22 protein-coding genes are annotated in these 22,316 nt (G+C 67.9%); 13 read left to right on the forward strand and 9 right to left on the reverse strand.

The features are described 5' to 3' along the window. Genes ABZ345_RS00165 through ABZ345_RS00175 form a run of 3 tightly spaced genes read left to right on the forward strand, consistent with a single transcriptional unit; the run spans position 1 to position 3,600 of the window. On the forward strand, positions 1–837 hold the full coding sequence (locus ABZ345_RS00165; RefSeq protein WP_359841282.1) for a sugar ABC transporter permease: 837 nt from the start codon (positions 1–3) through the stop codon (positions 835–837). A gap of 1 nt (position 838) precedes the next feature. Next, complete coding sequence (locus ABZ345_RS00170; RefSeq protein WP_359841284.1) at positions 839–1,660, forward strand: carbohydrate ABC transporter permease; 822 nt, start codon at positions 839–841, stop codon at positions 1,658–1,660. Then, positions 1,657–3,600 carry an alpha-galactosidase gene (locus ABZ345_RS00175; protein WP_359841286.1) on the forward strand — a complete coding sequence of 648 codons (1,944 nt, stop codon included), beginning with the start codon at positions 1,657–1,659 and terminating at the stop codon, positions 3,598–3,600. Before ABZ345_RS00170 ends, ABZ345_RS00175 begins: the two co-directional genes overlap by 4 nt. Positions 3,601–3,615: 15 nt before the next feature. On the opposite strand, the gene ABZ345_RS00180 is transcribed toward ABZ345_RS00175, so the two are convergent. Next, positions 3,616–4,206 (reverse strand): bifunctional 4-hydroxy-2-oxoglutarate aldolase/2-dehydro-3-deoxy-phosphogluconate aldolase, encoded by a 591-nt coding sequence (locus ABZ345_RS00180; protein ID WP_359841288.1) that lies wholly within the window; start codon positions 4,204–4,206, stop codon positions 3,616–3,618. Positions 4,207–4,255: 49 nt separating this feature from the next. Here ABZ345_RS00180 and ABZ345_RS00185 point away from each other — a divergent pair, with 49 nt between their 5' ends. The 5 genes from ABZ345_RS00185 to ABZ345_RS00205 all read left to right on the forward strand — a co-directional run bounded on the left by ABZ345_RS00185 (position 4,256) and on the right by ABZ345_RS00205 (position 9,641). Continuing rightward, positions 4,256–6,268: a hypothetical protein gene (locus ABZ345_RS00185; protein ID WP_359841290.1), complete on the forward strand. Its 2,013-nt coding sequence runs from the start codon at positions 4,256–4,258 to the stop codon at positions 6,266–6,268. A gap of 10 nt (positions 6,269–6,278) precedes the next feature. Then, positions 6,279–6,956 carry an SDR family oxidoreductase gene (locus ABZ345_RS00190; RefSeq protein ID WP_359841292.1) on the forward strand — a complete coding sequence of 226 codons (678 nt, stop codon included), beginning with the start codon at positions 6,279–6,281 and terminating at the stop codon, positions 6,954–6,956. Further along, positions 6,953–8,095 (forward strand): galactonate dehydratase, encoded by a 1,143-nt coding sequence (gene dgoD, locus ABZ345_RS00195; protein WP_359841294.1) that lies wholly within the window; start codon positions 6,953–6,955, stop codon positions 8,093–8,095. Before ABZ345_RS00190 ends, dgoD begins: the two co-directional genes overlap by 4 nt. A 61-nt stretch (positions 8,096–8,156) precedes the next feature. Continuing rightward, complete coding sequence (locus ABZ345_RS00200; RefSeq protein ID WP_359841296.1) at positions 8,157–9,242, forward strand: NAD(P)/FAD-dependent oxidoreductase; 1,086 nt, start codon at positions 8,157–8,159, stop codon at positions 9,240–9,242. A 33-nt stretch (positions 9,243–9,275) separates the two neighbouring features. Then, positions 9,276–9,641 (forward strand): hypothetical protein, encoded by a 366-nt coding sequence (locus ABZ345_RS00205; protein ID WP_359841298.1) that lies wholly within the window; start codon positions 9,276–9,278, stop codon positions 9,639–9,641. Here ABZ345_RS00205 and ABZ345_RS00210 read toward each other — a convergent pair. Then, positions 9,628–10,704 (reverse strand): ROK family transcriptional regulator, encoded by a 1,077-nt coding sequence (locus tag ABZ345_RS00210; RefSeq protein WP_359841300.1) that lies wholly within the window; start codon positions 10,702–10,704, stop codon positions 9,628–9,630. The genes ABZ345_RS00205 and ABZ345_RS00210 overlap by 14 nt on opposite strands. An 87-nt stretch (positions 10,705–10,791) precedes the next feature. On the opposite strand from ABZ345_RS00210, the gene ABZ345_RS00215 reads away from it, so the two are divergent. After that, the gene (locus ABZ345_RS00215) at positions 10,792–11,964 is read left to right on the forward strand and encodes a YbiU family protein (RefSeq protein ID WP_359841302.1); all 1,173 of its coding nucleotides are present in this window, start codon (positions 10,792–10,794) and stop codon (positions 11,962–11,964) included. On the opposite strand, the gene ABZ345_RS00220 is transcribed toward ABZ345_RS00215, so the two are convergent. Further along, positions 11,953–13,200, reverse strand: coding sequence for a HAMP domain-containing sensor histidine kinase (locus tag ABZ345_RS00220; RefSeq protein ID WP_359841304.1), 1,248 nt, complete (start codon positions 13,198–13,200; stop codon positions 11,953–11,955). The genes ABZ345_RS00215 and ABZ345_RS00220 overlap by 12 nt on opposite strands. A 95-nt stretch (positions 13,201–13,295) precedes the next feature. Here ABZ345_RS00220 and ABZ345_RS00225 point away from each other — a divergent pair, with 95 nt between their 5' ends. Then, positions 13,296–14,492: an RNA-guided endonuclease TnpB family protein gene (locus ABZ345_RS00225; protein WP_359841306.1), complete on the forward strand. Its 1,197-nt coding sequence runs from the start codon at positions 13,296–13,298 to the stop codon at positions 14,490–14,492. 20 nt (positions 14,493–14,512) lie between these two features. Here ABZ345_RS00225 and ABZ345_RS00230 read toward each other — a convergent pair whose 3' ends face one another. The 5 genes from ABZ345_RS00230 to ABZ345_RS00250 are packed head-to-tail and all read right to left on the reverse strand — an operon-like array spanning position 14,513 to position 18,708. Further along, entirely contained in the window at positions 14,513–15,190 is a 678-nt protein-coding gene (locus ABZ345_RS00230) for a response regulator transcription factor (protein WP_359841308.1), read from the reverse strand. A gap of 14 nt (positions 15,191–15,204) precedes the next feature. Further along, a complete protein-coding gene (locus ABZ345_RS00235; protein WP_359841310.1) occupies positions 15,205–15,702 on the reverse strand; it encodes a hypothetical protein in 498 nt (165 codons plus the stop codon). 8 nt (positions 15,703–15,710) lie between these two features. Then, complete coding sequence (locus ABZ345_RS00240; RefSeq protein WP_359841312.1) at positions 15,711–16,901, reverse strand: ABC transporter permease; 1,191 nt, start codon at positions 16,899–16,901, stop codon at positions 15,711–15,713. Continuing rightward, entirely contained in the window at positions 16,898–17,578 is a 681-nt protein-coding gene (locus ABZ345_RS00245; protein WP_359841314.1) for an ABC transporter ATP-binding protein, read from the reverse strand. The genes ABZ345_RS00240 and ABZ345_RS00245 overlap by 4 nt, the downstream gene beginning before the upstream one ends. Further along, positions 17,575–18,708 (reverse strand): HlyD family efflux transporter periplasmic adaptor subunit, encoded by a 1,134-nt coding sequence (locus ABZ345_RS00250; protein WP_359841316.1) that lies wholly within the window; start codon positions 18,706–18,708, stop codon positions 17,575–17,577. Before ABZ345_RS00250 ends, ABZ345_RS00245 begins: the two co-directional genes overlap by 4 nt. Before the next feature lie 132 nt (positions 18,709–18,840). Between ABZ345_RS00250 and ABZ345_RS00255 the strand changes: the two genes are divergently transcribed. The 3 genes from ABZ345_RS00255 (at position 18,841) to ABZ345_RS00265 (ending at position 21,473) form a co-directional block, all read left to right on the forward strand. After that, complete coding sequence (locus ABZ345_RS00255) at positions 18,841–19,689, forward strand: helix-turn-helix transcriptional regulator (RefSeq protein WP_359841318.1); 849 nt, start codon at positions 18,841–18,843, stop codon at positions 19,687–19,689. Continuing rightward, entirely contained in the window at positions 19,664–19,837 is a 174-nt protein-coding gene (locus tag ABZ345_RS00260; protein ID WP_359841320.1) for a DUF397 domain-containing protein, read from the forward strand. Before ABZ345_RS00255 ends, ABZ345_RS00260 begins: the two co-directional genes overlap by 26 nt. A gap of 61 nt (positions 19,838–19,898) precedes the next feature. Next, positions 19,899–21,473, forward strand: coding sequence for a hypothetical protein (locus ABZ345_RS00265; protein WP_359841322.1), 1,575 nt, complete (start codon positions 19,899–19,901; stop codon positions 21,471–21,473). 2 nt (positions 21,474–21,475) lie between these two features. Here ABZ345_RS00265 and ABZ345_RS00270 read toward each other — a convergent pair whose 3' ends face one another. After that, positions 21,476–22,240, reverse strand: coding sequence for an SDR family oxidoreductase (locus ABZ345_RS00270; RefSeq protein ID WP_359841324.1), 765 nt, complete (start codon positions 22,238–22,240; stop codon positions 21,476–21,478). Between the last annotated feature and the right edge of the window lie 76 nt (positions 22,241–22,316).

Genomic DNA, 22,316 nt, shown 5'->3' on the forward strand with positions numbered 1-22,316 from the left:
ATGCCCAGAAGCCTCACCAGGGTCCCTCCGATCCTGCTCCTGTTCGTCCTCGTGCCGTTGCTGGTGGAGGGGTTCTGGGTCTTCTGGCCCGCACTGCAGGGTTTCTGGCTCGCGCTGACGAACTGGGACGGCGTGTCCGCGCCCCGGTTCGTCGGCCTGGGCAACTTCTCCCGCATGATCGACGACCCGGTCTTCCACACGGCCGTCACCAACACCGCGATCTGGCTGGTGCTGTTCGGCGGGCTGTCGGCGGTCGGCGGTCTCGGGCTCGCGGTGTTGCTGCAGAAGGAACGCCGTGGCGTCGGCGTCTACCGGGCCGCGTTGTTCGTGCCGGTGGTGTTCTCGCTGGTCGCCACGTCGTTGATCTGGCAGGTGCTGTACCAGCCGGGCGGTCTCTTCGACAGCTCGCCGCTCGCGGACCCGGACACGGCGCTCTACGCGGTGCTGGTCCCGGCGCTGTGGCGGCAGGTCGGGTACGTGATGGTGCTGTACCTGGCCGGGCTCAAGGGCATCGACCCCGGGCTGTACGAAGCGGCCACTTTGGACGGTGCGACGGCGTGGCAGAAGTTCGTCCACGTCACCTGGCCGCAGCTGCGGTCGGTCAACTCGGTCGTGCTGTCGGTGATCGTGATCGACTCGCTGCGGTCGTTCGACGTGGTGTGGTCGATGACGCGCGGCGGGCCCTACCACTCGTCCGAGCTGCTCAGCACGTACATGTACTCGACCGCGTTCCAGTCCTTGAAGCTCGGCTACGCCTCCGCACTGGCCGTGGTGATCTTCGCGCTGGCGTTCGGCGTGATCGTGACCTACCTCGTCCGCGCGTTCCGGGAGAACTGAGATGGCTAGTCGCACTTCTGGCCGCGTCTTCCACGCCGTGGCTGGCACGATCTCCGTGCTGTGGCTGCTGCCGATCTTGGCCGTGCTGGTCACCGCGGTCCGCAGTTTCGACGACATCGCAGCTCATGGCCTCGCCTCGTTCCCGCAGTCGTTCACCCTCGCCGGGTTCGCCGACGCGTGGACCAACGGCGGCGCGGGCGCCATGTGGAACAGCGTGCTCGTGACGGTTCCGACGGTGTTCCTGTCGCTGGCGTTGAGCTCGGCGGCGGCGTATGCGTTGAGCCGCTTCGAGATCCCGGGCCGTCGGACGATCATCCTGCTGATGCTCGCGGGCAACCTCCTGCCCCCGCAGATACTGCTGGTGCCGGTGTCGAAGCTGGCCGAGCTGCTCGGCATCTACGACACGCTGTTCGCGTTGATCGTGGTGCAGGTCGGGTTCGGTCTCGGCTTCTACACGTTCGTGCTGCAGGGTTTCATGCGCGCCATGCCGAACGAGGTGCAGGAGGCGGCGACCATCGACGGTGCTGGCCCGGTGCAGATCTTCTGGCGGATCGTGCTGCCGATGACCAGGCCCGCTCTCGCCGCCCTCGCCGCACTCGCGTTCACCTGGATCTTCAACGACCTGCTGTGGGCGATCACCGTGCTGCGGTCGTCGTCCGTCATGCCGGTGACGCCCGCGCTGCTGGCGTTGCAGGGCCAGTACGTCTCGAACTGGAACGTCATCGCGGCGGGCTCGGTGATCGCGGCGGTCCCCACCGTGGCGGTGTTCCTGCGGTTCCAGCGGCACTTCATCTCCGGACTCGCGGTGGGAGCCGTCAAATGACCTGGACGCTGACGATGGCGACCACCTCGTACACGGTGGCCGTCGAACCCGGCGGTCGCTGGGCCGAACTGGTGGCGTGGGGCCCGCACGGAGTCGAGTGCGGGCCGTCGCCGCTGAAGAACCTCGGCGAGATCCACTTCATCACCGAGGCCGACGCGGCACCGGTCGAGTACGTGCCGCGCGGGCAGCGTCCGTTCACCGGCGCCGACCTGGAGATTCCGGGCGACTCGTGGTTCACGTTCGACGGCGCGACCGAGACCGATGGCGTGCTGCGGCTCGCGTTCGTGGACGCCCAGGCGGCCCTTCGTGCCGTGCTCTGCTATCGGCCGGAGACCTCGGTCGACGTGCTGTCGCGATGGGTCGAGCTCACCAACACCTCGGACGAGCCTCTGCGTCTCGACCGGATCGGCTCGGCGGGCGTGTGCCTGCCGACCAGCAGCCCGCGACTGTCCTTTCTGCACGGTGAGTGGGCTCGCGAGTTCCAGCTGGACCACGTGGATCTGCCCGCGGGCGGGTTCCGAATCGGCAGCTCCTACGGCGTTCCCGGGCACAATTACGCGCCCTGGTTGTCCGTGGACGACACGTGGGGCGTGTCGCTGGCGTGGTCCGGGTCCTGGGAGATCACGGCCGAGGTCGAGCCTTCCGGGCTCACGCGTCTGCGTGCCGGAATGCTCGGCCCGGTCGTGGTCGAGCCGGGGGAGACCTTCTCAACACCCGAGGTGGCGCTGGCATACTCCGCCGACGGTCTGGCCCGCGTCTGGCACGCCTACGACCGGCTGCGGTCCAGGCCCGCGCGCAAGCCGGTCCTCTACAACTCGTGGGAGGCGACGGGTTTCGACGTCGACCTGCCGCGTCAACGTGAGCTGTCCGCTGTCGCCGCCGAGATCGGCGTCGAGCTGTTCGTGGTCGACGACGGCTGGTTCACCGGCCGCCACGACGACACCGGCGGCCTGGGCGACTGGTACCCGGAGTCGCCGGACTTCGGCGCGTTCGTCGAGGACGTGCGGGGGATGGGCCTGGAGTTCGGCCTGTGGGTCGAACCGGAGTGCGTGAGCCCGAAGTCGCAGCTCTACGCCGAGCATCCGGACTGGGTCTACCGCATCGAGGGCCGCGAGCCCACGTTGATCCGCAACCAGATGCTGCTCAACCTTGGCCTGCCCGACGTCTACGAGTTCGTGGTGTCCACTCTGGACCGCCTGCTGACCGACTACCGGATCAGCTACCTCAAGTGGGACATGAACCGCCCGGCCACCGAACGTTCCGGCGAGCTGGACCACGCCCACGTCCGCAACTACTGGCGCGTGCTCGACCATGTGCGGGAGACACACCCGCACGTGCTCGTCGAAGGCTGTGCGGGCGGCGGTGGCCGAACCGATCTCGCCACCACGGGCCGGGTGGACGTGGTGTGGCCCAGCGACAACACGGCCCCGCTGGACCGCCTGAAGATCCAGCACGGCTTCCTGCACATGCACGCCCCGCACCTGATGTCGTCGTGGGTGACCGATGCGCCCGGCATGTTCGACGCCCGTCCGCGCTCGCTGAAGTTCCGCTTCGTGCTGGCGATGGCGGGCGTGCTGGGCATCGGCGCCGACCTCCGCCACTGGACCCGTGAGGAACGTGAAGAGGCTGCCGTGCTCATCAAGTGGTACAAGAACATCCGCGACATCGTGCACGGCGGCGAAGTGCACCTGCTGAACGACGCGATCCAGTACTCCGGCACTGATCGCGTGGTCGTGCTGGCCTGGAACACCGGCGCGCTGACCGGCGTCCCGATGGTTCCTGGCCACTCGTCACGGGTGAAGCTGAAGGGGCTGGCCGCGCAGTCCTATGTGGATGAAGACGGGGAGGTTTACTCGGCCGTGCACTTGAGCCATGTGGGGCTGCCGCTGAACTGGTCGGTCGACAACGACGCGGAAGTTGTGGTTCTGCGGCCCTGCTGAGCGAGGCGGCACCACTCAGGGCCTGATGAGAGCCTTGATCTCGTCGATCGGCGTGCGCGCGAGAGCCGAACCCACACCACACGCCACCGCCCCTGCGGCAAGCCAGTTCGGCACGTCCGCCGGTGCCACCCCACCCGTCGGCACCAGCGGCGCGTACGGCAGCACGGCGAGCACGTCCTTGACCCACTGAGGCGTCGGCGCGGGGAACACCTTCACCGCGTCCGCACCCATCTCGAGCGCCTGCACGATCTCCGACACCGTCCCCGCGCCCGGCAACACCGCTGCCCCGTAACGATGTCCGGCCCGGATCACCGACAGCTCGAGGTTGGGCGCGACCAGGAACTGCGCTCCCGCACGGATCGCGGCCACCGCGGACGCCTCGTCCAGCACGGAACCCGCGCCGATGGTCGCGTCCGGATAGGTCTCTCGCAGGTGCTGGATCGCCTGGGGCGCCTGCGGGTTCGTCAACGGGAGCTCCAGCGACGTCAGTCCCGCGTCCAGCAACGGAATCGCGGCGTGAACAGCGGAGTCGGCGTCCTGCGTGCGGACGATCGCGATGATGCCCTGCCGCACGACTGCCCGGGTGATTTCGTAGCGGTAGCTCACGCCGTCAGACTACTACACATAAATTAGGAATTATTGTAGGCTCCCCGGCATGTCCGTTCGCAGAGTCGCGCTGGCCATCGCTTTGCTGTCCCTGGTGGCTACACCCGCGTACGCAGGTGACGACCAGGGAGCGCCCACTTACTACGACAGTGGTGCAGCCAAGACCCCGTACATGGGGTGGAACACGTACTTCGGCCTCGGTGCGCCGAACGAGAAGGACATCCGCGGTGTCGCGGACCATCTCGTGAGCAGTGGTCTGCGCGACGCGGGCTACGACATCGTGTGGATCGACGGGGGCTGGAACGCCCCCACCCCGAGGAACGCGGAGGGAAACCTCGTCGAGGACCCCGCGAAGTTCCCCGGCGGCTTCCCGAAGCTGGTCAGGGACCTGCACGCCCAGGGCCTGAAGGCCGGCATCTACACCGACGCCGGGCCGTCCGACGGCGAGCACTGCGCCGCCGGCAGTGGCGGCGGCTACTACGAGAAGGACGCGAAACGGTTCGCCGACTGGAAGTTCGACGCGATCAAGATCGACTTCCTGTGCGGGATCTTCGCGAACCTCAAGCCCGCGCAGGCGTTCGCGGACTTCAGCAAGGCCGTGCAGAAGGCCGGTCGGCCGATGGTCCTCAACCTGTGCAACCCGGTCACCGACGAGTGGGGCGTCCCGCACACGCCGGACCAGGTCGCGGGCATCTCCTACACGTTCGGGCCGCTCTACGCCGACTCGTGGCGCACCAGCACGGACGTCGCGTTCGGCACTCCGTACGAGGGCATCTGGCGTGACGTGCTGCGCAACATGGACCGCAACGCCTATCACCCCGAGGCGCAGGGACCGGGCCACTACAACGACCCCGACTACCTGATCCCGATGCGCAAGACGCAGCAGGGCACCTACGAGCTCAACGAGGAGGAGTCCACCTCGCAGTTCGTGATGTGGGCCCAGATGTCCTCACCGTTGATCATCGGCTCGGACCCGCGCACGCTGCCGCCGTCGATGATCAGTACGCTCAAGAACCCCGAGATCCTCGCGGTCGACCAGGACCCCCTGGCCATCCAGGGCGTGCGCGTCGCGTCGACCGGTGACACCGACGTCTACAGCAAGGTGTTGTCCCGCAAGGGCGAGCGCTCGGTCGTGCTGCTCAACCGCCGGGACGTCCCCGCCGAGATGACGGTGAACTTCGCCGACGCCGGCCTGAAGGGCAACGTCAGCGTCCGCGATCTGCGCGCACGTGCTGACCGCGGCACCACCACCGACAAGTACACGGTCACGGTTCCTCCGCACGGCACAGCGATGGTCAAGCTGCGTGGCACGGACCTCGTGCCCGGTGAGGCTGTCGGCGACAACGCCACCGCGTCACCCGCGATCGCGCGCATCGGCGACGAGGCGCTCGTGTTCGAACGCAGCACCGGCGGCGAGCTGAAGATGCTGCGCGGCGGCAGGTGGTCCAGCCTGGGCAAGTCGATCCAGGGCCAGCCCGCCGTCCGCACGGTCGGCAGCGACGTCGAGGTCACGGTTCGCGGCAACGACAACCGCGCCTGGCAGCGCACGCTCCACAACGGACGGTGGAACGACTGGAAGTCGCTGGGCGGCAAGCTCACCGACGCACCGACCGTCAGCGCAGACGGCACGATCGTCGCTCGCGGTGCGGATGGCAAGGTCTGGCAGTACAACGGCACGTGGACCTCGCTCGGCGCCCCCGGTGACGCCCCGATCTACGGCCGCCCGAGCGTGGCAGGTGGTTACGTCGCCGTGCGCACCGCGGACGACAGCGTGTGGGCGCGGCCTGTCAACGGTGGCGAATGGACGTCACTCGGTGGCGTGATCTCGGGCAGCCCGACCATGGTCGAGTACCAGGACCGGATCTACCTGTTCGCGCGCGCAAGTGACTACACGCTCTGGCAGGTCAACCGCACGGACGGCGCGTGGGGCGGCTGGTTCAAGCGCGGCGAGTTCCCGAGCAACTCGCTCGTCGGCGCCGTCGGTGCTACTGCTGGACCCGACGGCTCCGCGTGGACAGTGGTGCGCGGACCGGACAACAAGGTCTACCGGCAGAAGCTCTAGGAGAACCTGCATGAAGTGCGCGGTGGTGTCGGGTGCGGCAGCGGGAATCGGTGCCGCCACGGCACAGCACCTGACCGGGAACGGCTACCGGGTGATCGGCATCGACATCGCCGGTGACGTGGCGGTGAAAGGCGACGTCAGCGACCCGGAGACGTGGCGCAGGGCAGTGGAGCTGACCGACGGCGTGGACGCGTTGGTGAGCAACGCCTACACCGCGACCGTCAAGCCGCTCGACCTGACCACGCCCGCCGAGTGGGAACGTCAGCTCGCGGTCAACCTCGGCGGCGCCTTCCACGGCCTGCAGGCCTGCCTGCCGTCGTTGCGGGAACGACGCGGCTCGGTCGTGCTGGTGTCGTCGGTGCACGCGCACTTCGGCATCCCCGGACACGGCGCGTACGCGGCCACGAAGGGCGGGCTGGTGGCACTCACCCGTCAGCTCGCCGTCGAGTACGCGCCGGACGTCCGGGTCAACGCGGTGCTGCCCGGTCCCGTGCTGACCGCGGCCTGGGACCGGGTGTCCGAAGAGGATCGGGAACGCAGTGCCCGAGCCACCCCGGCAGGACGCCTCGGCGACCCGGCCGAGGTGGCCTCGGTGATCGGATTTCTGTTGTCTCCGGGGGCGTCGTTCGTGACGGGCGCGGAGATTCTGGTCGACGGCGGCTGGTCCGCGGCAAAGGACTCCAGATGAAGGTGACAGCGGTCGAGACGTTCCTGGTCGAGCCCCGCTGGTTGTTCCTGAAGGTGAGCACGGACGAGGGGGTGAGCGGGTGGGGTGAGCCCGTGGTCGAGGGCAGGGCGGAGACGGTCCGCGCGGCCGTGCACGAGCTGTCCGAGCTGGTGATCGGCCAGGACCCGCTGAGGGTCGAGGACCTCTGGCAGGTCCTGCGGCGCGGCGGTTTCTACCGCGGCGGCCCGGTGCTGTCGTCGGCGCTGTCCGGCTACGACCACGCGTTGTGGGACATCGCCGGCAAAGCACGCGGTCTCCCGGTCCACGAGCTGCTCGGCGGCCCGGTGCGCGACCGCGTCCGCGCCTACTCGTGGGTGGGCGGCGACCGGCCGGACGGCGTCTTCGAGGCGGTGTCCCAGCAGGTCTCGGAGGGCTTCTCCGCGGTGAAGATGAACGCCACGGCCGAGATGCGGCCGATCGCCTCGCCCGCGGAAGCGAACGCCGTGCTGGACCGTGCGCGGCAGGCCAGGGAAGCGCTCGGACCCACCGGCGAGCTGGCGATCGACTTCCACGGCCGCGTTTCTCCCGCGATGGCACGACGTCTGGTGCGCATGCTCGAAGAGGTGCAGCCGATGTTTGTCGAGGAACCGGTGCTGCCCGAACTACCGCCCGAGGTGCTGGCGTCCGTCGTGCAGGCGTCGACCGTGCCGATCGCGACGGGGGAGCGGCTCTTCTCGCGCTGGGAGTTCAAGCCGGTGCTCGACGCGGGCGTAGCGGTCGTGCAGCCCGACCCGTCCCACGCCGGTGGTATCTCCGAACTGCGCCGAATCGGTTCGCTGGCCGAGATCTACGGCGCGTCCATTGCACCGCACTGTCCACTCGGGCCGATCTCGCTGGCGGCGTCGCTGCAGGTCGCGTTCACGACACCGAACTTCCTGATCCAGGAACAGAGCGTGGGCATGCACTACCACGGCACGGACCCCACGTACCTGGTGGACATGGCACCGGTGCGCGTGGTGGACGGCTGGATCGCCCGGCCCATCGGACCAGGCCTCGGTGTGGAGATCGACGAGGCGGCGGTGCGCAGGGCCGCGGAGATCGGGCACGCGTGGCGGTCACCGATCTGGCGGCACGACGACGGCGGCTTCGCTGAGTGGTGACTGACAGGCCGTGCCAGCGGCCTGTGCGGTCCCTGACAGCCGATCACCTCAGTCTTGCCCCATGCACAACTCAGTCACGATCATCGGCGCCGGTCTCGGCGGTCTCACCCTCGCCCGCGTCCTGCACGTCCACGGCATCGCGTCCACCGTCTACGAGGCGGAGGAGTCGCCGAAGGCGCGCACGCAGGGCGGGCTGCTCGACATCCACGACTACAACGGCATGCTCGCGCTGGAGGCCGCGGGTCTGATCGACGAGTTCCGCGCGCTGGTGCTGGAAGGCCGCCAGGCACTCCGAGTGCTCGACATCAACGGAACGGTCCTGCTCGACAAGGCCGACGACGGCACCGGCGCGCGGCCCGAGATGCAGCGCGGTGACCTGCGGCAGATGCTGCTCGACTCGCTGCCGGAAGGCACCGTCCGCTGGGGCCACAAGGTGATCGGCGTCGAGGACCGCGTGGTGACGTTCGCCGACGGCAGCACTGTGCGTGCGGACGTGCTCGTGGGCGCGGACGGTGCGTGGTCGCGCGTCCGGCCGATGCTCACCGACGCCACGCCTGCGTATTCGGGCATGTCGTTCGTCGAGACCTACCTGTTCAACGCCGACACCGAGCACCCCGCGGCGGCGAAAGCCGTCGGTGGCGGCTCGATGTTCGCGCCCACCAAGGACAAGGGCATCCTCGCGCACCGCGAGACCGGCGACACCCTGCACGCCTACGTGGAGTTCAACCGGCCGCTGGAGTGGTTCTCCACGATCGACGTCACGGACCCCTCCCAGGTCGCCGCGCAGTTCGAGGGCTGGGCGCCGGAACTGACCGCGCTGATCACCGAGTCCGACACCGTGCCGCTGCTGCGCCCGCACTACTCGCTGCCGGCCGGGCTTCGCTGGGACCGCGTGCCGGGCGTGACGCTGATCGGCGACGCGGCCCACCTCACGGTGGCCAACGGCGAAGGCGCCAACCTCGCGATGCTGGACGGCGCCGAACTGGCCAAGGCCCTCGCCACGCACTCCGACGTCGAAGCCGCGTTGAACGAGTACGAGCAGGCGATGTTCGAGCGCGCCGTGCAGACCAACGCCGACGCCGAGGACCTTCTGGAGATCATGTTCGGCGACGAAGGCACGCAAAGGCTGCTCGACATGCTCGCTTAGTGCTGCTGCTCCATCTGGGTTAACGTACCGTGCGTGATCAAACGAATGCTGGGCGTAGCCCTCCTCGTCGCTGCCGCCACGACGGCCGCCACCACTCCCGCGCTCGCCGAGGGCAAGTGGTGCAACAACCAGACCTGCATCCAGTCCTACGACAACGGCACCTACATCGGCAGGCTGGAGGTGTCGATCTGGACGCAGAACCAGGCCGGCCGGGTGAACGCCAGAGTCTGGAGCAGCACCGGCTGGAGTCAGTGGACGCACACCGAGGACGTCGGCCCGTTCACCACCTACCGCGGCTGGGTCTACCCGCAGCGGCACTTCCCGAGCCAGACGCGCATCTGCGTCGAGGGCTTCAAGAGCGGTGGCAGCTACGGCCTGCCCTGCTTCACCGTGGTCTAGAAGCCTCGACCAGCGCGTTCCTCAGCTGCTCCAGGGCGTGGGCCCCGGCCCCGACCGACGACGGCGACGCGACCGACGCCGCGGCCACAGCGACGTGGCGCGGCAGTCGGTCGCAGGCCGTGGCGATCGCGCCGAGCACCAACGGCCCCCAAGGTCCGCCCACCACAACGACTTCCGGGTCCGCCAGCGTCACCAGTGCCGTGACGACACCGCCGATCGCCCGCGCCACGATGTCCAGATCGGGACTCTCCAGCAACCGCTGCACGTCGATCGCCGTCGACCCGGCCTGTCGCAACCCCAGCTCGCCGAACACCTCGATGAACGGGACGGCCGCACCGGTGGGCCCGATCGTGATCAGGTGCGAGATCTCGCCGGCCAGCCCGGAATGCCCGCGCCGCACCTCGCCGTCACTGACGAGCGCACAACCCAGGCCCTCGCCCAGGTACAGGTAGGCGAAGTCCGGCACCCCGGACGCCGCGTGCTCGGCCTGCGCCGCCCAGTTCACGTCGTTGTCCACGATCACCGGACCGCTCAGGAACGGCCGCAGGACCTCGACGGGATCCAGCGCCCCCACGAGAAACGGCGAGTCCGGCAACTGCACGAGCCGCCCGGTGTGCCGGTCGACCGGATCGGCCGCACTCACCACGGCAAGCCGCACGTGTTGTCCCGCAACGGCTTCCACGGCCGCGACGGGCAACGCGCCTGCCACCTCGTCGGGTGAGTCGATGGGGGAGTGGATGCGCGAAACCGTGTCCCCATAGGCGTCAACGCACGACGCCGTCACACCGTCGTGCGCGATCGTGACGACGAGAGCGACGCCCACGTCCGCGAGGCTGTAGAACGAGCCGACCCGTCCGCGCCCACGTCCACCCGGAGTCCGCTCGCCCGTGTCGGCGACCAGCCCGAGCTCTTCGAGGCGCTTGACGCTCTCGCCCACGGTCGGCTTCGACAGGCCCGTGACCACCGCCAACTCGGCCCGCGTCAGCCTGCGCGAGGTCATCAACGCACGCAGCACGTGCTCGTCGGAGATCGAGCGCAGCAGCTCCTGGGACGGTTTGGTCACGGCGCGCATTCTAGTTAGAGGCCTTGCCTACAAGCCTGCGACACGCCTATGGTTCCAAGTAAGGACGTCTTACTGGAAGGAGCTGCCGTGCTGCCGCAGTGGGAGACAACCCCGTCTGACCTGCCGAAAGCCATCCGCGAGGTGAAGAAAGCGATCCGCGCGAACATCGAAGCGTCCGGCCGGACCGTCGAGGAGGTGTTCGCGGTCGTCGAGAAGCAGATCCGCCAGGAGGTCGACGACGTCAAGGCGGGCCAGGCCTGGCCGGTGATCGACTACGCCGACATCGAGGCCGGAACCGCGCCGACGGACCTCCTGAAACGCCGCGGCTGCCTCGTCGTCCGCAACCACTTCGACCGCGACCAGGCGCTCACCTGGGACAAGTCCATTGTGGACTACGTCGAGAGCAACAACTTCTTCGAGAAGTACCGCGGCCCCGGCGACGACTTCTTCGGCAGCGTCGGCTCGAAGCCCGAGATCTACCCGATCTACTGGTCAGCGGCACAAACCGAGGCACGCGGCCACGAACGCATGGCCACGGTGCAACGCTTCCTCAACAGCCTGTGGCACAGCGACGGCTGGTTCGACCCGGACCGCGACGTCCAGTACCCCGACCGCATCCGCCGCCGCCCACCCGGCGCGAACTCCAGCGGCCTCGGCACGCACCTCGACCCCGGCACGCTCGACCTCTGGATGACGGCCGAGTACCAGCAGGCGTTCCGGCACCTCTTCAACGGCACGGTCGAGCAGTACGACCCGTGGGACGCCGCCCACCGCACCACCGGCCCGCAGTACCCCGGCACCACGATGTGCTCGGTGTTCCGCACGTTCCAGGGCTGGACCGCGCTGTCCGACATGGACCACGACCAGGGCGTCCTGCACACCGCCCCGATCCCCGGCGCCATGGCCTACCTGATGCTGCGCCCGCTGCTCGACGACGTCCCGGACGACGACATGTGCGGTGTGACCGTGAACCAGGTCTTCCCGGTCAACCCCAAGTACCACTCGCTCCTGGTCGAAGCCCTGAGCGGCATCCCGGACGTCAAGGCCGGCGACTCGGTCTGGTGGCACTGCGACATGATCCACAGCGTCGCTCCGGTGACCAACCAGAAGGGCTGGGGCAACGTCATGTACATCCCGGCCGCGCCCTGGTGTGCCCGCAACGAGCGCTACGCCGCCGAGATCGAGCACGCCCGCGCGACCGGCTCCAGCCCGAGCGACTTCCCCGCGGAGCACTACGAACGCGACTGGTCACGCCCCTAGCAGCACCCGGAACACCGCGCCCTCACCCGGCGCGGTGTCCAGTTCGATCCGCCAGCCGTGTACGGCCACCAAAGCGGCCACGATCGCGAGCCCCAACCCCGTTCCGCCAGGCCCACGAGCGGAATCCGCGCGGTAGAACCGTTCGAACACCCGCGACGCCTGATCAGCAGGCATCCCCGGCCCGTGATCAGCCACTTCGATCGCGGTATCAGTCAGCCGCACCTCGATCGGCGACCCCGCCGGCGTGTGCGTCAAAGCGTTGTCGAGCAGGTTCGTCAGCACCTGGCGGATCCGAGCCTCATCGCCCTTCACCACCACCGGACCGGTCAGCGTCAGCGACACGGTCCGTTCCGGATCCCGCACCCGTGCCTCGTGCACCGCGTCGGTCACCAGCACCACCAGGTCCACATCGGACAACACCAGCGGCTGCGCGGAGTCCAGCCGCGCCAGCTGCAGCAGATCCTCGACCAGCACGCCCATCCGCTGAGCCTGGTCCTCGATGCGCCGCAACACCTCGGCGGCATCCGTGGCCGCACCCTGCCGGTAAAGCTCGGCATACCCCCGAATCGACGTCAACGGCGTCCGCAGCTCGTGCGACGCGTCCGCGACGAACTGCCGCATCCGGTTCTCCGACGAGACCCGCACCGCGAACGCCTGCTCGATCTGCCCGAGCATCGTGTTCAACGCCGAAGCCAGCCGCCCGACCTCGCTGCCAGGCCGCCGCACCGGCACCCGTCGCGAAAGATCACCGGCCGCGATCTCCCCGGCGACCTGCTCGACCTCCTCCAACGCCCGTGTCGACGACCTGACCAGCACATACCCGGCCATCCCGACCAGGATCAACGCCCCGAGGCTGATCAGCAGGAACGCCACCCGCAGGTCGTCGACCGCCTTGTCGACCTCGGTCTGGTCCGTCGCCACGACCAGCTCCGCGCCGTCGAGCTGGCGCATCACGAGCCGATGCGTGCCCACCGTGACGTGCTCTCCGGCCGTCAGTTCCCCATACGCCGGCAGCCCCTCGAACGGCGTCCCGGACAACACCTCGTCGGGAGAGCGCAGGATCATGTTCTCCCGCCCGGGAAACGGCCGGGCGACCGCCGCAGCACGGTCCAGGCGTGAGTCGAGCTGGTGCAGCAGGTAGTTCTCCATCACCTTCGAACCCACGAGCCACGTGCCGAACAGGCCCGCGGCGACCAGGGCGACGAGCACGACCACCAGCCGCACGCGCAACGTCATGGGCGGTCCTCAGCGCTGTGAGTGGTATTTCGCCCGAAGCTAAATCGGGGCCCCATCGACGTTTGGCTCCAGATCAATGCGCTAAATTCCGAATGGTGGGCACACAGGTGAAGCGTGCGTTCAAGTACCGCTTCTATCCGACAAAGGCGCAGGCAGAGGACCTGTCGCGCACGTTCGGGTGTGTCCGCAAGGTCTACAACCTCGCGTTGCAAGCTCGCTCCGAGGCGTGGACGCAGCGTGGGGAGAGTGTTGGTTATGACGCCACGTCCGCGCTGTTGACTGCACGGAAGCAGACCGACGAACTCGCGTATCTGAACCAGGTGTCGGCGGTGCCGTTGCAGCAGACTCTGCGGCACCTCCAGTCGGCATTCTCGAACTTCTGGGCGAAACGAGCCCGGTTCCCACGCTTCAAATCGAGGAAGAGATCGAGAGCTTCGGCCGAATACACCCGGTCGGCCTTCCGCTGGCGCGTTGGCGAACTGAAGCTGGCGAAGATGTCCGAGCCGTTGTGCATCCGTTGGTCCCGACCGTTGCCGGAAGGGATTGTGCCGTCCACCGTAACGGTGTCGCAGGATGCAGCAGGACGCTGGTTCGTGTCTCTGTTGTGCGAGGACGCCGACATCGTTCCGCTTCCGATCGCAGACTCCGCTGTGGGAATCGATCTGGGACTCGATCACTTGTTCACCTTCTCCACGGGGGAGAAGGTGGCCAATCCGCGGTATGAACGCCGCGATCGCCTCGCCCTGGCAAGAGCCCAACGGTCGTTGTACCGGAAACAGAAGGGGAGCAGTAACCGGGCAAAGGCCCGCATCAAGGTCGCGCGCATCCATGCTCGGATCGCTGGCCGCCGCAACGATCATCTGCACAAGATCACTACTCGGCTCGTGCGTGAGAACCAAACGCTCGTGATCGAGGACCTCGTGGTGTCCAACATGGTCGGCAATCGCCGCCTCGCCCGCGCCATCAGCGACGCTGGCTGGCGACAGTTCCGAGAGATGCTGGAGTACAAAGCGGCTTGGTACGGGCGAGAGGTGATCGTGGTCGATCGCTGGTTTCCGTCCTCCAAGCTGTGCTCGACCTGCTGCGAACTCACGGCAGAGATGCCTCTGCAAGTACGTACTTGGACCTGTAGCTGCTGCGGAGCGACCCACGACCGGGACGTCAACGCGGCACGCAACATCCTGGCCGCCGGGCTGGCGGTGGCAGTCTGTGGAGCCGGTGTAAGACCTCAACGGAGCACTCCGGGCGGGCAGTCGGTGATGAAGCAGAAAGTTCGACGGCGCGAGCCGTAGTACCTCCTCATGAGGAAAGGTCAAGGGCGGATCATGTATCCGAGTCCGCGGACGGTGTGAATCAGCCGCGGCTCGTCCAAATCAACCTTCCGCCGCAGGTACGAGATGTACGACTCGACCACCCCGACATCCCCGTCGAAGTCGCTCGACCACACCTGGTCCAGGATCTGCGCCTTCGACAACACCCGCCCGGAGTTCCGCATCAGGTAGTGCAGCAACCGGAACTCCGTCGGCGACAGCTCGACGACCCGCGACCCGCGCCGCACGATGTGGCTCTCCACGTCCAGCGACAGATCACCGCAGGTCAGCTGCTCGCTCTCGTGCCCGGGCCGGGTGCGGCGCAGCACCGCCGTCACCCGCGCGATGACCTCCTCCAGGCTGAACGGCTTGGTGATGTACCCGTCGCCTCCGACCGTCAGCCCGGTGATCCGATCGTCCGAGCCGTCGCGCGCGGTCAGGTAGATCACCGGCACCTGCGCGCCGCCGGCACGCAGCCGCCGCACCACCTCGAACCCGTCGCGGTCGGGCAGCATCACGTCGAGCAGCACCAGGTCCGGTGCCTCCGAGCGAGCAGCCGTCAGAGCTTCGCCGCCGGTCGCCGCGCTGGACACGGTGAACCCCGCGAACCGCAGGCTTGCGCACAGCAGTTCGCGGATGCTGGGTTCGTCCTCGACGACGAGCAACCGGCCACGTTCCACGCGTAGATCCTGCATCACCCGGTGGCGGGCCGCTGCGTGATGGTCTGCCCGGTCACTGTGCCGTCCGAACCCGCCTGGCCCTGCACCACGACCTGCTGACCGGCCTTCAAATCAGTCAGCTTGCCGTCGGAGGTGATCTGCACCTTCGTGGAGTCCGAAGTGGACACCTTGACGATCTGGCCGTTCTGGGTCTTCACGTACACCGTGGTGCCGTCGACGTGGTCGATCGTGCCGATGGTGCCGCGCCCGAAGTTGCCGCCGTTGGGCCGGTTCTGGCCCGACGGGGGAGTGCTGCCGTCACCGCGTCCGGGGAACTGGCGGCCGGCCGCGTTCTGGCGGGCCGGGGTCTGCGTGGAGCCGAAGGACTTCTGCACGAACACCCCGCCGACGAACGCGATGATGGCGAGCACCGCGACACCGAGGATCATCGTGGTCTTGCCGACACCGGACTTGCGCTCCTCCAGCTCCGTCGAGATGTCGTTCTCCAACGGCTGGTCGAGTGGGTTGGTCACAAGAACTCCTATTCGTGCCTGAGAGCTTCGATGGGACGGAGCTTCGCCGCGCGCGAGGCGGGGTAGCTGCCGAAGAACAGGCCGATCAACGCCGACACCGCGAACGCGAGCAGCACCGACGACGGCACGAGCACGGGTTTGATGCCCGCGATGGTGAACTGGCTGCCGATGAGCCCCGCGGCCACGCCCAGCGCCCCACCGAACAGGCTCAGCAGCGTCGCCTCGATCAGGAACTGGCCGAGGATCGACGACCGCGGCGCGCCGACGGCCTTGCGGATGCCGATCTCGCGGATCCGCTCGGTGACGGTGACCAGCATGATGTTCGTGATGCCGATTCCGCCCACCAGCAACGAGATCGCGGCCACCGACGCGAGCAGCACGGTGAACGTCTCGGTCGTCGCGGTGCGCGCGGTCAGCAGCTGGTCCTGGCTGAGGATCCGGTAGTCGGCGGTCTGGGTGACCTTGTGCCGGCCGTTGAGGATCGTCGTCACCTGAGCCTGGGCGTTCGGCAACGCGTCGGCGCTTCGAGCCTGCACCACGATCTGGGTGAGGCTGCCGTAGCCGGTCAACGCGTTCTGCGTGGTCGTCAGCGGCGCGACGGCCATGTCGTCGGCGTCCTGCAACCCGCTGGAACCCTTGGCCGCCAGCACTCCTACGACGGTGAACGGGATGTTGTTGACCAGCATGGACTTCCCGATCGGATCAATCCCGGGGAAGAGCTGCGTGGCGACCGTGGCACCGATCACCACGACCTTGCGGGCCTGCTGGACGTCGTTGTCGGAGAACAGGTTCCCCTGCGCGACAGCACTGTTCGTGGTCTCGAAGTAGCGCGGGTCGGAGCCGATGAACTGGCTGATCGCGTAACTGGTCGTTCCGTAGCCTGCGGTCGCCTGGGCCGAGACGACCGGCGACGCGTACTTGACGTCGGGGGAGTCGGAGCCGACCAGCGCGGCGGCGTCCGCCGTGGTCAGCGGCTTGACGGTGCTGCCGGGCTGGGCGCGCTGCGGGCTGATCGTCAGGATGTTCGTGCCGAGCCCGGCGATGCTCTGCTGCACCGCACTCGACGCGCCGTTGCCGACCGCGATCAGCAGGATCACCGACGCGACACCGATCAGGATGCCCAATGTCGTGAGCCCCGACCGCATCTTGTTCGCGGTCAGGCCGCGCACGGCGAAGGCGGCGATTTCGAAGAGTCTCACACCAGCACCCCCGCGACTTTGCCGTCCACCACGCGAACCGTGCGCATGGCGTGGGCCGCGACCTCGTCCTCGTGCGTGATCAACACGACCGTGCGGCCGCTGGCGCTGAGCCGGTCCAGGATGCCCAGGACCTCGCGGCTGGAGTCGGTGTCGAGGTTTCCGGTCGGCTCGTCGGCGAGCACGATCGCGGGCGACGTGACCAACGCACGCGCGATGGCGACGCGCTGCTGCTGACCTCCGGACAGTTCGTTGGGACGGTGGTGCGTGCGGTCTTTCAGACCAACGAGATCGAGCGCCGCCAGCGCCCTCTCCCGACGTTGGGCACGCCGAACTCCCGCGTACACCAGCGGGAGTTCGACGTTGGCGAGTGCCGTGGTGCGCGGCACCAAGTTGAAGGACTGGAAGACGAACCCGATCTTCCGGTTGCGCAGCAACGACAGCTGCTCCTCGTCGAAGTCGCCGGTGTCGATGCCGTCGAGCAGGTACTTGCCGGACGTCGGCACGTCGAGACACCCGAGGATGTTGAGCAGCGTCGACTTGCCCGACCCGGACGCGCCCATGATCGCGATGTACTCGCCCTTCTCGACCGTGAGATCGAGGCCTCTCAAGGCGTGCACGGCCGTGTCACCCGAGCCGTACGTCTTGCGGAGGTCTCCGACCTCGATGACCGGGCTCATCGACCGGTCCCGGTGAAGCCGCCGCCGTTGCGGTTGCCGCCGCCGGTACCGGGGAACTGGCCGCCCTGCTGCTGGCCGGTGCGGTTCTGGTTGGTCGAGGTGGTCACCGGCGGCAGCACGACTTCCTCGCCCGCGGTCAGACCGGTCTTGATCTCCACGTACTGGTCGCCGCGCACGCCGATCTCGACGGTCTTGCGGGTCTCCGCGCCGTTCTCCATCACCTGGACCGAGCTGGCACCGTTGACCGTCTGCACGGCCGCTGCCGGCACCGCGAGGACGTTGGTCGCCCCGGCGACGGTGATCTCGACACTTGCCGACTGACCCGGCCGCAGCCCGTCCGGCGGTGAGGTCAGCGCGAGCGTCACGCCGTACTGGACGACGTTGTTCGACGTGGTGGGGGTGAGGTCGACCTGCGCGACCTTGGCCTGGATCGGCTGCGCCTGCATCGCGTTGACCGTGACGGTCGCGGCCTGGTCGCCCTTGAGCTTGCTGACGTCGGACTCCGAGACGTTCGCGTGCAGAACGAGGTTCTTCAGATCCGTCACGACGACGAACCCGGACTGCGTCGTGGTGGTGCTACTGGTCGTGGATCCGGTGCTGCTGCTGCTTGACGCGTTGCTGCTGCCGACCTTCTGACCGACCGAGCCGGTGATCGACGTGATCGTGCCGTCGCCGGGCGCGGTCAGCGTGGTCGAGGCGAGCGTGTCCTGCGCCTGCTTGAGCGCGAGCTCGGCCTGCCGGTACGCCGTGAGCAGCGCCGTGGTGCCGGTGCCCTTCGCGTAGGCCGCGTCGAGGTTGCCCTGCGCGATGTCGACCTGCAGCTGAGCCTGCGTCGAGTCGAGCTTGGCGAGCGTCTGGCCCTTGGTGACCGCGTCGCCGACCTTCACGTCGATCTCGGTGACCGTGCCGGACGCCCCGAACGACGCGGCGGCGCTGAAGGAGCTCTGCACCGTCCCCGACGCCGTGACCACCTCGCTGACGTCGCGGTTCGCGGCTGCGGCGGTGCGCGCGGCGGCGGGCTGAGCGTTGCCGGAGGAACCGAAGAACACCAGGTAGCCGGCCACGCCGGCACCGAGGAGCACCACCACCAGCAGTCCGTTGATCAACAAGGATCTGCGACGTCGAGTCATGGGCACGGATCGTCGTCTGCCAAGCTGTAGACGGGCTGCGAGATTCCTGGCAGTTTCCTGATGATCGGGAACCTTGTTTTCACCCGAATGAGCATCTGGGTTGCTCGAAGAGCAAGTTCTAGCGTCGACGGCATGGCCACGACTACTCCATCCACTGCCTACAGCAGGGACCTGGGCGACGAACTCCGCCGTTTGCGTGAGACCTGCACCGGGCTGAACGGCAACGCGCTCGCCCTCAAACTCGGCTGGGACCCCAGCAAGGTCTCGACCGTCGAGCGCGGCAAGTTCCGCCCGAGCGAGATCGACCTCGTTCAGTACCTGTCCATGTGCGGCAAGGACATCGACTTCTTCGAGGACTTCAAGCGGCGCTACCGCAACGCGTTCGAGGAGTACATCGTGCAGGTGCCCGACAACCTGCGCACGCTCGTGATGGCCGAGTCCACCGCGAAGACGGTCACCCGATACGACGCGCAGGCGGTGCCGGGCCTGTTGCAGACACCGGAGTACGCCGAAGGTGTCTACCGAATCGCCGGCTTGGTGACCGAGGAACGAATCCCAGCACTGGTGCAGTGCCGGACCGATCGTCAGGCGGTCCTGCGGCGACACAATCGGCCGACTTGCTTGTTCTACATCCATGAGCACGCATTGCGGACGCGGGTTGGCGACGACCGGGTCATGGATGAGCAGTACACCCGGCTGCTGCGCAGTGCGTGGATGGTCCGAATCATCCCCGCTGACACCGCCGTGATCGCGTCGAGTTGCACGCTGTGGGAGTTCGACAAGGCGTTGTCGGTGGCGTTCGTCGAGACCGATCTGGCGAACGTGTTCATCCAAGATCCAGGTGCCATCGTGAGGACTCGGCTGCTGTTCGACCGCCTGGCCCAGGTCGCCTTGGATGCGGAACAATCGCGGCGGGTGCTGGCGGAGTACGCCGGCCAACCGCGAGAGGAACTCGATGACGCAGGAACGCACATGGCGTAAGAGCAGCTACAGCGGTGGCGCCGAGGACGGGGACTGCGTCGAGGTGTCACTGGCCCACGACGCACTCGTCCGCGACTCGAAGAACCCGTCCGGAGGCGTCCTGACCTTCTCTTCCGCCGCTTGGAGAAACTTCCTGGAACTTCGTTGAACCGTTGACCGTCTCACCACGTGTTCCCGCAGTCGAACGGGATCATCAGGGGGACGGGGCCATGGCTGACGAGAAGACGGTGTTGATCGGCCGGATCGGCCCGACGGTGCTGCTGCCGAAGCAGGGTGCGTCGATCACGCAGCTGCGCCGCACGAAGCCGTTGCGCGTGGACGTGGCGGGCGGCGGCCCGGTCGGTCTCGCCTTCGCCTGCACGCTGAAGTCGTTGCTGGGCGACCAGGTCTCGATCCGCGTGTACGACCGGCGCTGGATGCGCCGCGGCGACCGCGTGGTGTGGCGAGGCGCCGAGGAGGGCAACAACCGCCGAGAGCAGGTCGTGACCCTGCAGAGCAACGTCTGGTCAGCCCTCCCGACCGCTGTCCAGCAGCGCCTGTTCGCGCCGGGCAAGTTCTCCGAGATGTGGCCTTTCGGGCCGGACTCCCCGGAGTCCAAGGGCCGCCCGCGCAACATCAAGATCCGCTGGATCGAGGACGCGCTGCTCGCCATGGCCCAGGACACCTACGGCATCGAGCTCCTCCCGCAGGCTTACGAGAAGCCCGACCGCTTCGACGGGCTGCACGTGCTCGCCATCGCGGACGGCGCCCGTTCCGCGACCCGTGAGTCCTTGTCCTCCTTCTTCGGCACGCCGAGCCGCGAACTGTTCTCAGTGGACGGTTCTCCGCTGGACGAGCGCGTGCTGGGCATCCGCGTGAACGCCAAGGTCCCGGACGAGCACACCGTCCCGTTGACCGTGGGTCAGAACAGGTTCCTCTTCAACTCGCTCGGCGGCGGCTTCATCAACATGCGCCTGACCGCCGAGGAAGCCTCCGAAATCGTTGCCCTGGGCGAAAACGGCCCGGTCGCGTGCATCGGCAAGTTCGGCTGCGCGATGCGTCCTCACAACGGCCGCTTTGTGTGCGACCGCCACCGGGCCGTCTTCAAGCCGTCCGTCGACAAGCTTTCCTACCTGTGGCCCCGGATCCTCGACGGCCTGCGCTTCTTCGGCGTGGGCGCGGCGGACGTCGTCGGCATCAACTCGTTCACCCTGGGCATGCAGCAGATGTCGAAGTTCACGGCTCAGCTCGCGCCCTCGACCTTCGGGTTCCTCTTGGGCGACGCCGCGAACTCTCTGCACTTCTGGCCCGGTCGCGGCCTGAACACGGGCCTGAAGTCAGCTCTGTCGTTGGCCGTGAACCTGCAGAAGCGTTGGCGCGGCTCGGCTTTCCGCGCCGCAGACTTCGCTGCGCACGAGGGCATCATGCAGCAGCTCCAGTACCGCGAGAAGTCGCGCGCCTGGACCACCATGCTCATGCCCGACTCCGAAGGCATCCCGCGCGGCATCGAGGACCGCATCCGCGAGGGCCTGCAGGGCCCGTTCGACCGCGCTCAGCTGGTCCAGACGTTGTTCGAGCGCGTGATCGAGATCAAGAAGCGCCTCACCGGTCGCATGGGTTCGCTGGCCACCGACGAGTGGTACTACGGCCGCATCAACGCCATGGACACCCGCACCCTGAAGGTCATGGTGGAGTCGGGCGCCTGGATCACCCGCGAGATCGGCGGCGAGGAGGTCGTCGTCCCCTCCGCCGAGCCCACTCCCGTCGCCGAACCGGCCCGCCGCAGCCTCTCGCTGGTCTCCTGAGGTCAGGACGCCTTCAGCTGCTGGTCGAGCACGTCGAAGCCGCCGTCGAGCCGGATCACCTGGCCGGTCGCCGAGCCGAAGCCGTCCGCGGCGAGCAGCGCGACCGCGGCGCCGATGTCCTCGGGCTCGAGGATCCGGCCGTGGACCGACCGCTGTGCGAAGAACGCGCGGCGGTCGTCGTCGAAGAAATTGGCTGTGGCGTCGGTGTTCACCGGGCCCAGCGCGAGGGTGTTCACGGTGACGCCGTGCTGTCCGGCGGTCGCGGCGACATGGCGGCTGAAGGTGTTCAGCGCCGCCTTCGCGGTGGAGTGCGCGGCGAGCATGCCGACCTCGTCGGCGAGCGTGCTGGAGATGTAGATGATCCGGCCGGCGCGCTGCTCGCGCATGATCGGCAGAACTCGCTGCGTCAGGTGGTAGGAACCCGCCAGCTCACCGGCCACCTTGCCCACGAAGGCGTCCCACGGCAGCGACGCGAGCGGTTCGAACGGCGGCTGGACCGTGTTCGCGTTGCAGACCAGCACGTCCACGCGCCCGTGCTCGGCGCGGACCCGGTCGACCAGCGCCGTCACCTGCGCGTCGTCGCACACGTCGGCCTGCTCGGCCTGGGCGGTGCCACCGGCCGCCTCGATGTCGGCGACCACCTGCTTGGCCGCGTCGGCGTTGCGGTGGTAGTTCACGATCACGTGGTGTCCGCCGCGTGCCAGGCTGCGCGCGATCGCCGCGCCGATACCGCGGCTCGCTCCGCTGACCAGTGCCACTGTGCTCATCAGTCCTCCTTGTGTGCCAACGAGAGCCGACGCTAGGACCCGGGCTTACACAAAGTAAGGACTTACTTTCTTGTAA

The sequence above is a fragment of the Lentzea sp. NPDC005914 genome, assembly GCF_040629405.1.
In the GTDB taxonomy this organism is placed as follows: domain Bacteria; phylum Actinomycetota; class Actinomycetes; order Mycobacteriales; family Pseudonocardiaceae; genus Lentzea.

Excerpts from the sequence above, each read along its gene's own strand:
- dgoD (WP_359841294.1), top strand. The coding sequence starts at position 6,953 with ATGAAGGTGACAGCGGTCGAGACGTTCCTGGTCGAGCCCCGCTGGTTG.
- ABZ345_RS00245 (WP_359841314.1), bottom strand. The coding sequence starts at position 17,578 with ATGAGCCCGGTCATCGAGGTCGGAGACCTCCGCAAGACGTACGGCTCG.
- ABZ345_RS00200 (WP_359841296.1), top strand. The coding sequence starts at position 8,157 with ATGCACAACTCAGTCACGATCATCGGCGCCGGTCTCGGCGGTCTCACC.
- ABZ345_RS00265 (WP_359841322.1), top strand. The coding sequence starts at position 19,899 with ATGGCTGACGAGAAGACGGTGTTGATCGGCCGGATCGGCCCGACGGTG.
- ABZ345_RS00190 (WP_359841292.1), top strand. The coding sequence starts at position 6,279 with ATGAAGTGCGCGGTGGTGTCGGGTGCGGCAGCGGGAATCGGTGCCGCC.
- ABZ345_RS00185 (WP_359841290.1), top strand. The coding sequence starts at position 4,256 with ATGTCCGTTCGCAGAGTCGCGCTGGCCATCGCTTTGCTGTCCCTGGTG.
- ABZ345_RS00220 (WP_359841304.1), bottom strand. The coding sequence starts at position 13,200 with ATGACGTTGCGCGTGCGGCTGGTGGTCGTGCTCGTCGCCCTGGTCGCC.
- ABZ345_RS00175 (WP_359841286.1), top strand. The coding sequence starts at position 1,657 with ATGACCTGGACGCTGACGATGGCGACCACCTCGTACACGGTGGCCGTC.
- ABZ345_RS00270 (WP_359841324.1), bottom strand. The coding sequence starts at position 22,240 with ATGAGCACAGTGGCACTGGTCAGCGGAGCGAGCCGCGGTATCGGCGCG.
- ABZ345_RS00250 (WP_359841316.1), bottom strand. The coding sequence starts at position 18,708 with ATGACTCGACGTCGCAGATCCTTGTTGATCAACGGACTGCTGGTGGTG.
- ABZ345_RS00170 (WP_359841284.1), top strand. The coding sequence starts at position 839 with ATGGCTAGTCGCACTTCTGGCCGCGTCTTCCACGCCGTGGCTGGCACG.
- ABZ345_RS00255 (WP_359841318.1), top strand. The coding sequence starts at position 18,841 with ATGGCCACGACTACTCCATCCACTGCCTACAGCAGGGACCTGGGCGAC.
- ABZ345_RS00260 (WP_359841320.1), top strand. The coding sequence starts at position 19,664 with ATGACGCAGGAACGCACATGGCGTAAGAGCAGCTACAGCGGTGGCGCC.
- ABZ345_RS00165 (WP_359841282.1), top strand. The coding sequence starts at position 1 with ATGCCCAGAAGCCTCACCAGGGTCCCTCCGATCCTGCTCCTGTTCGTC.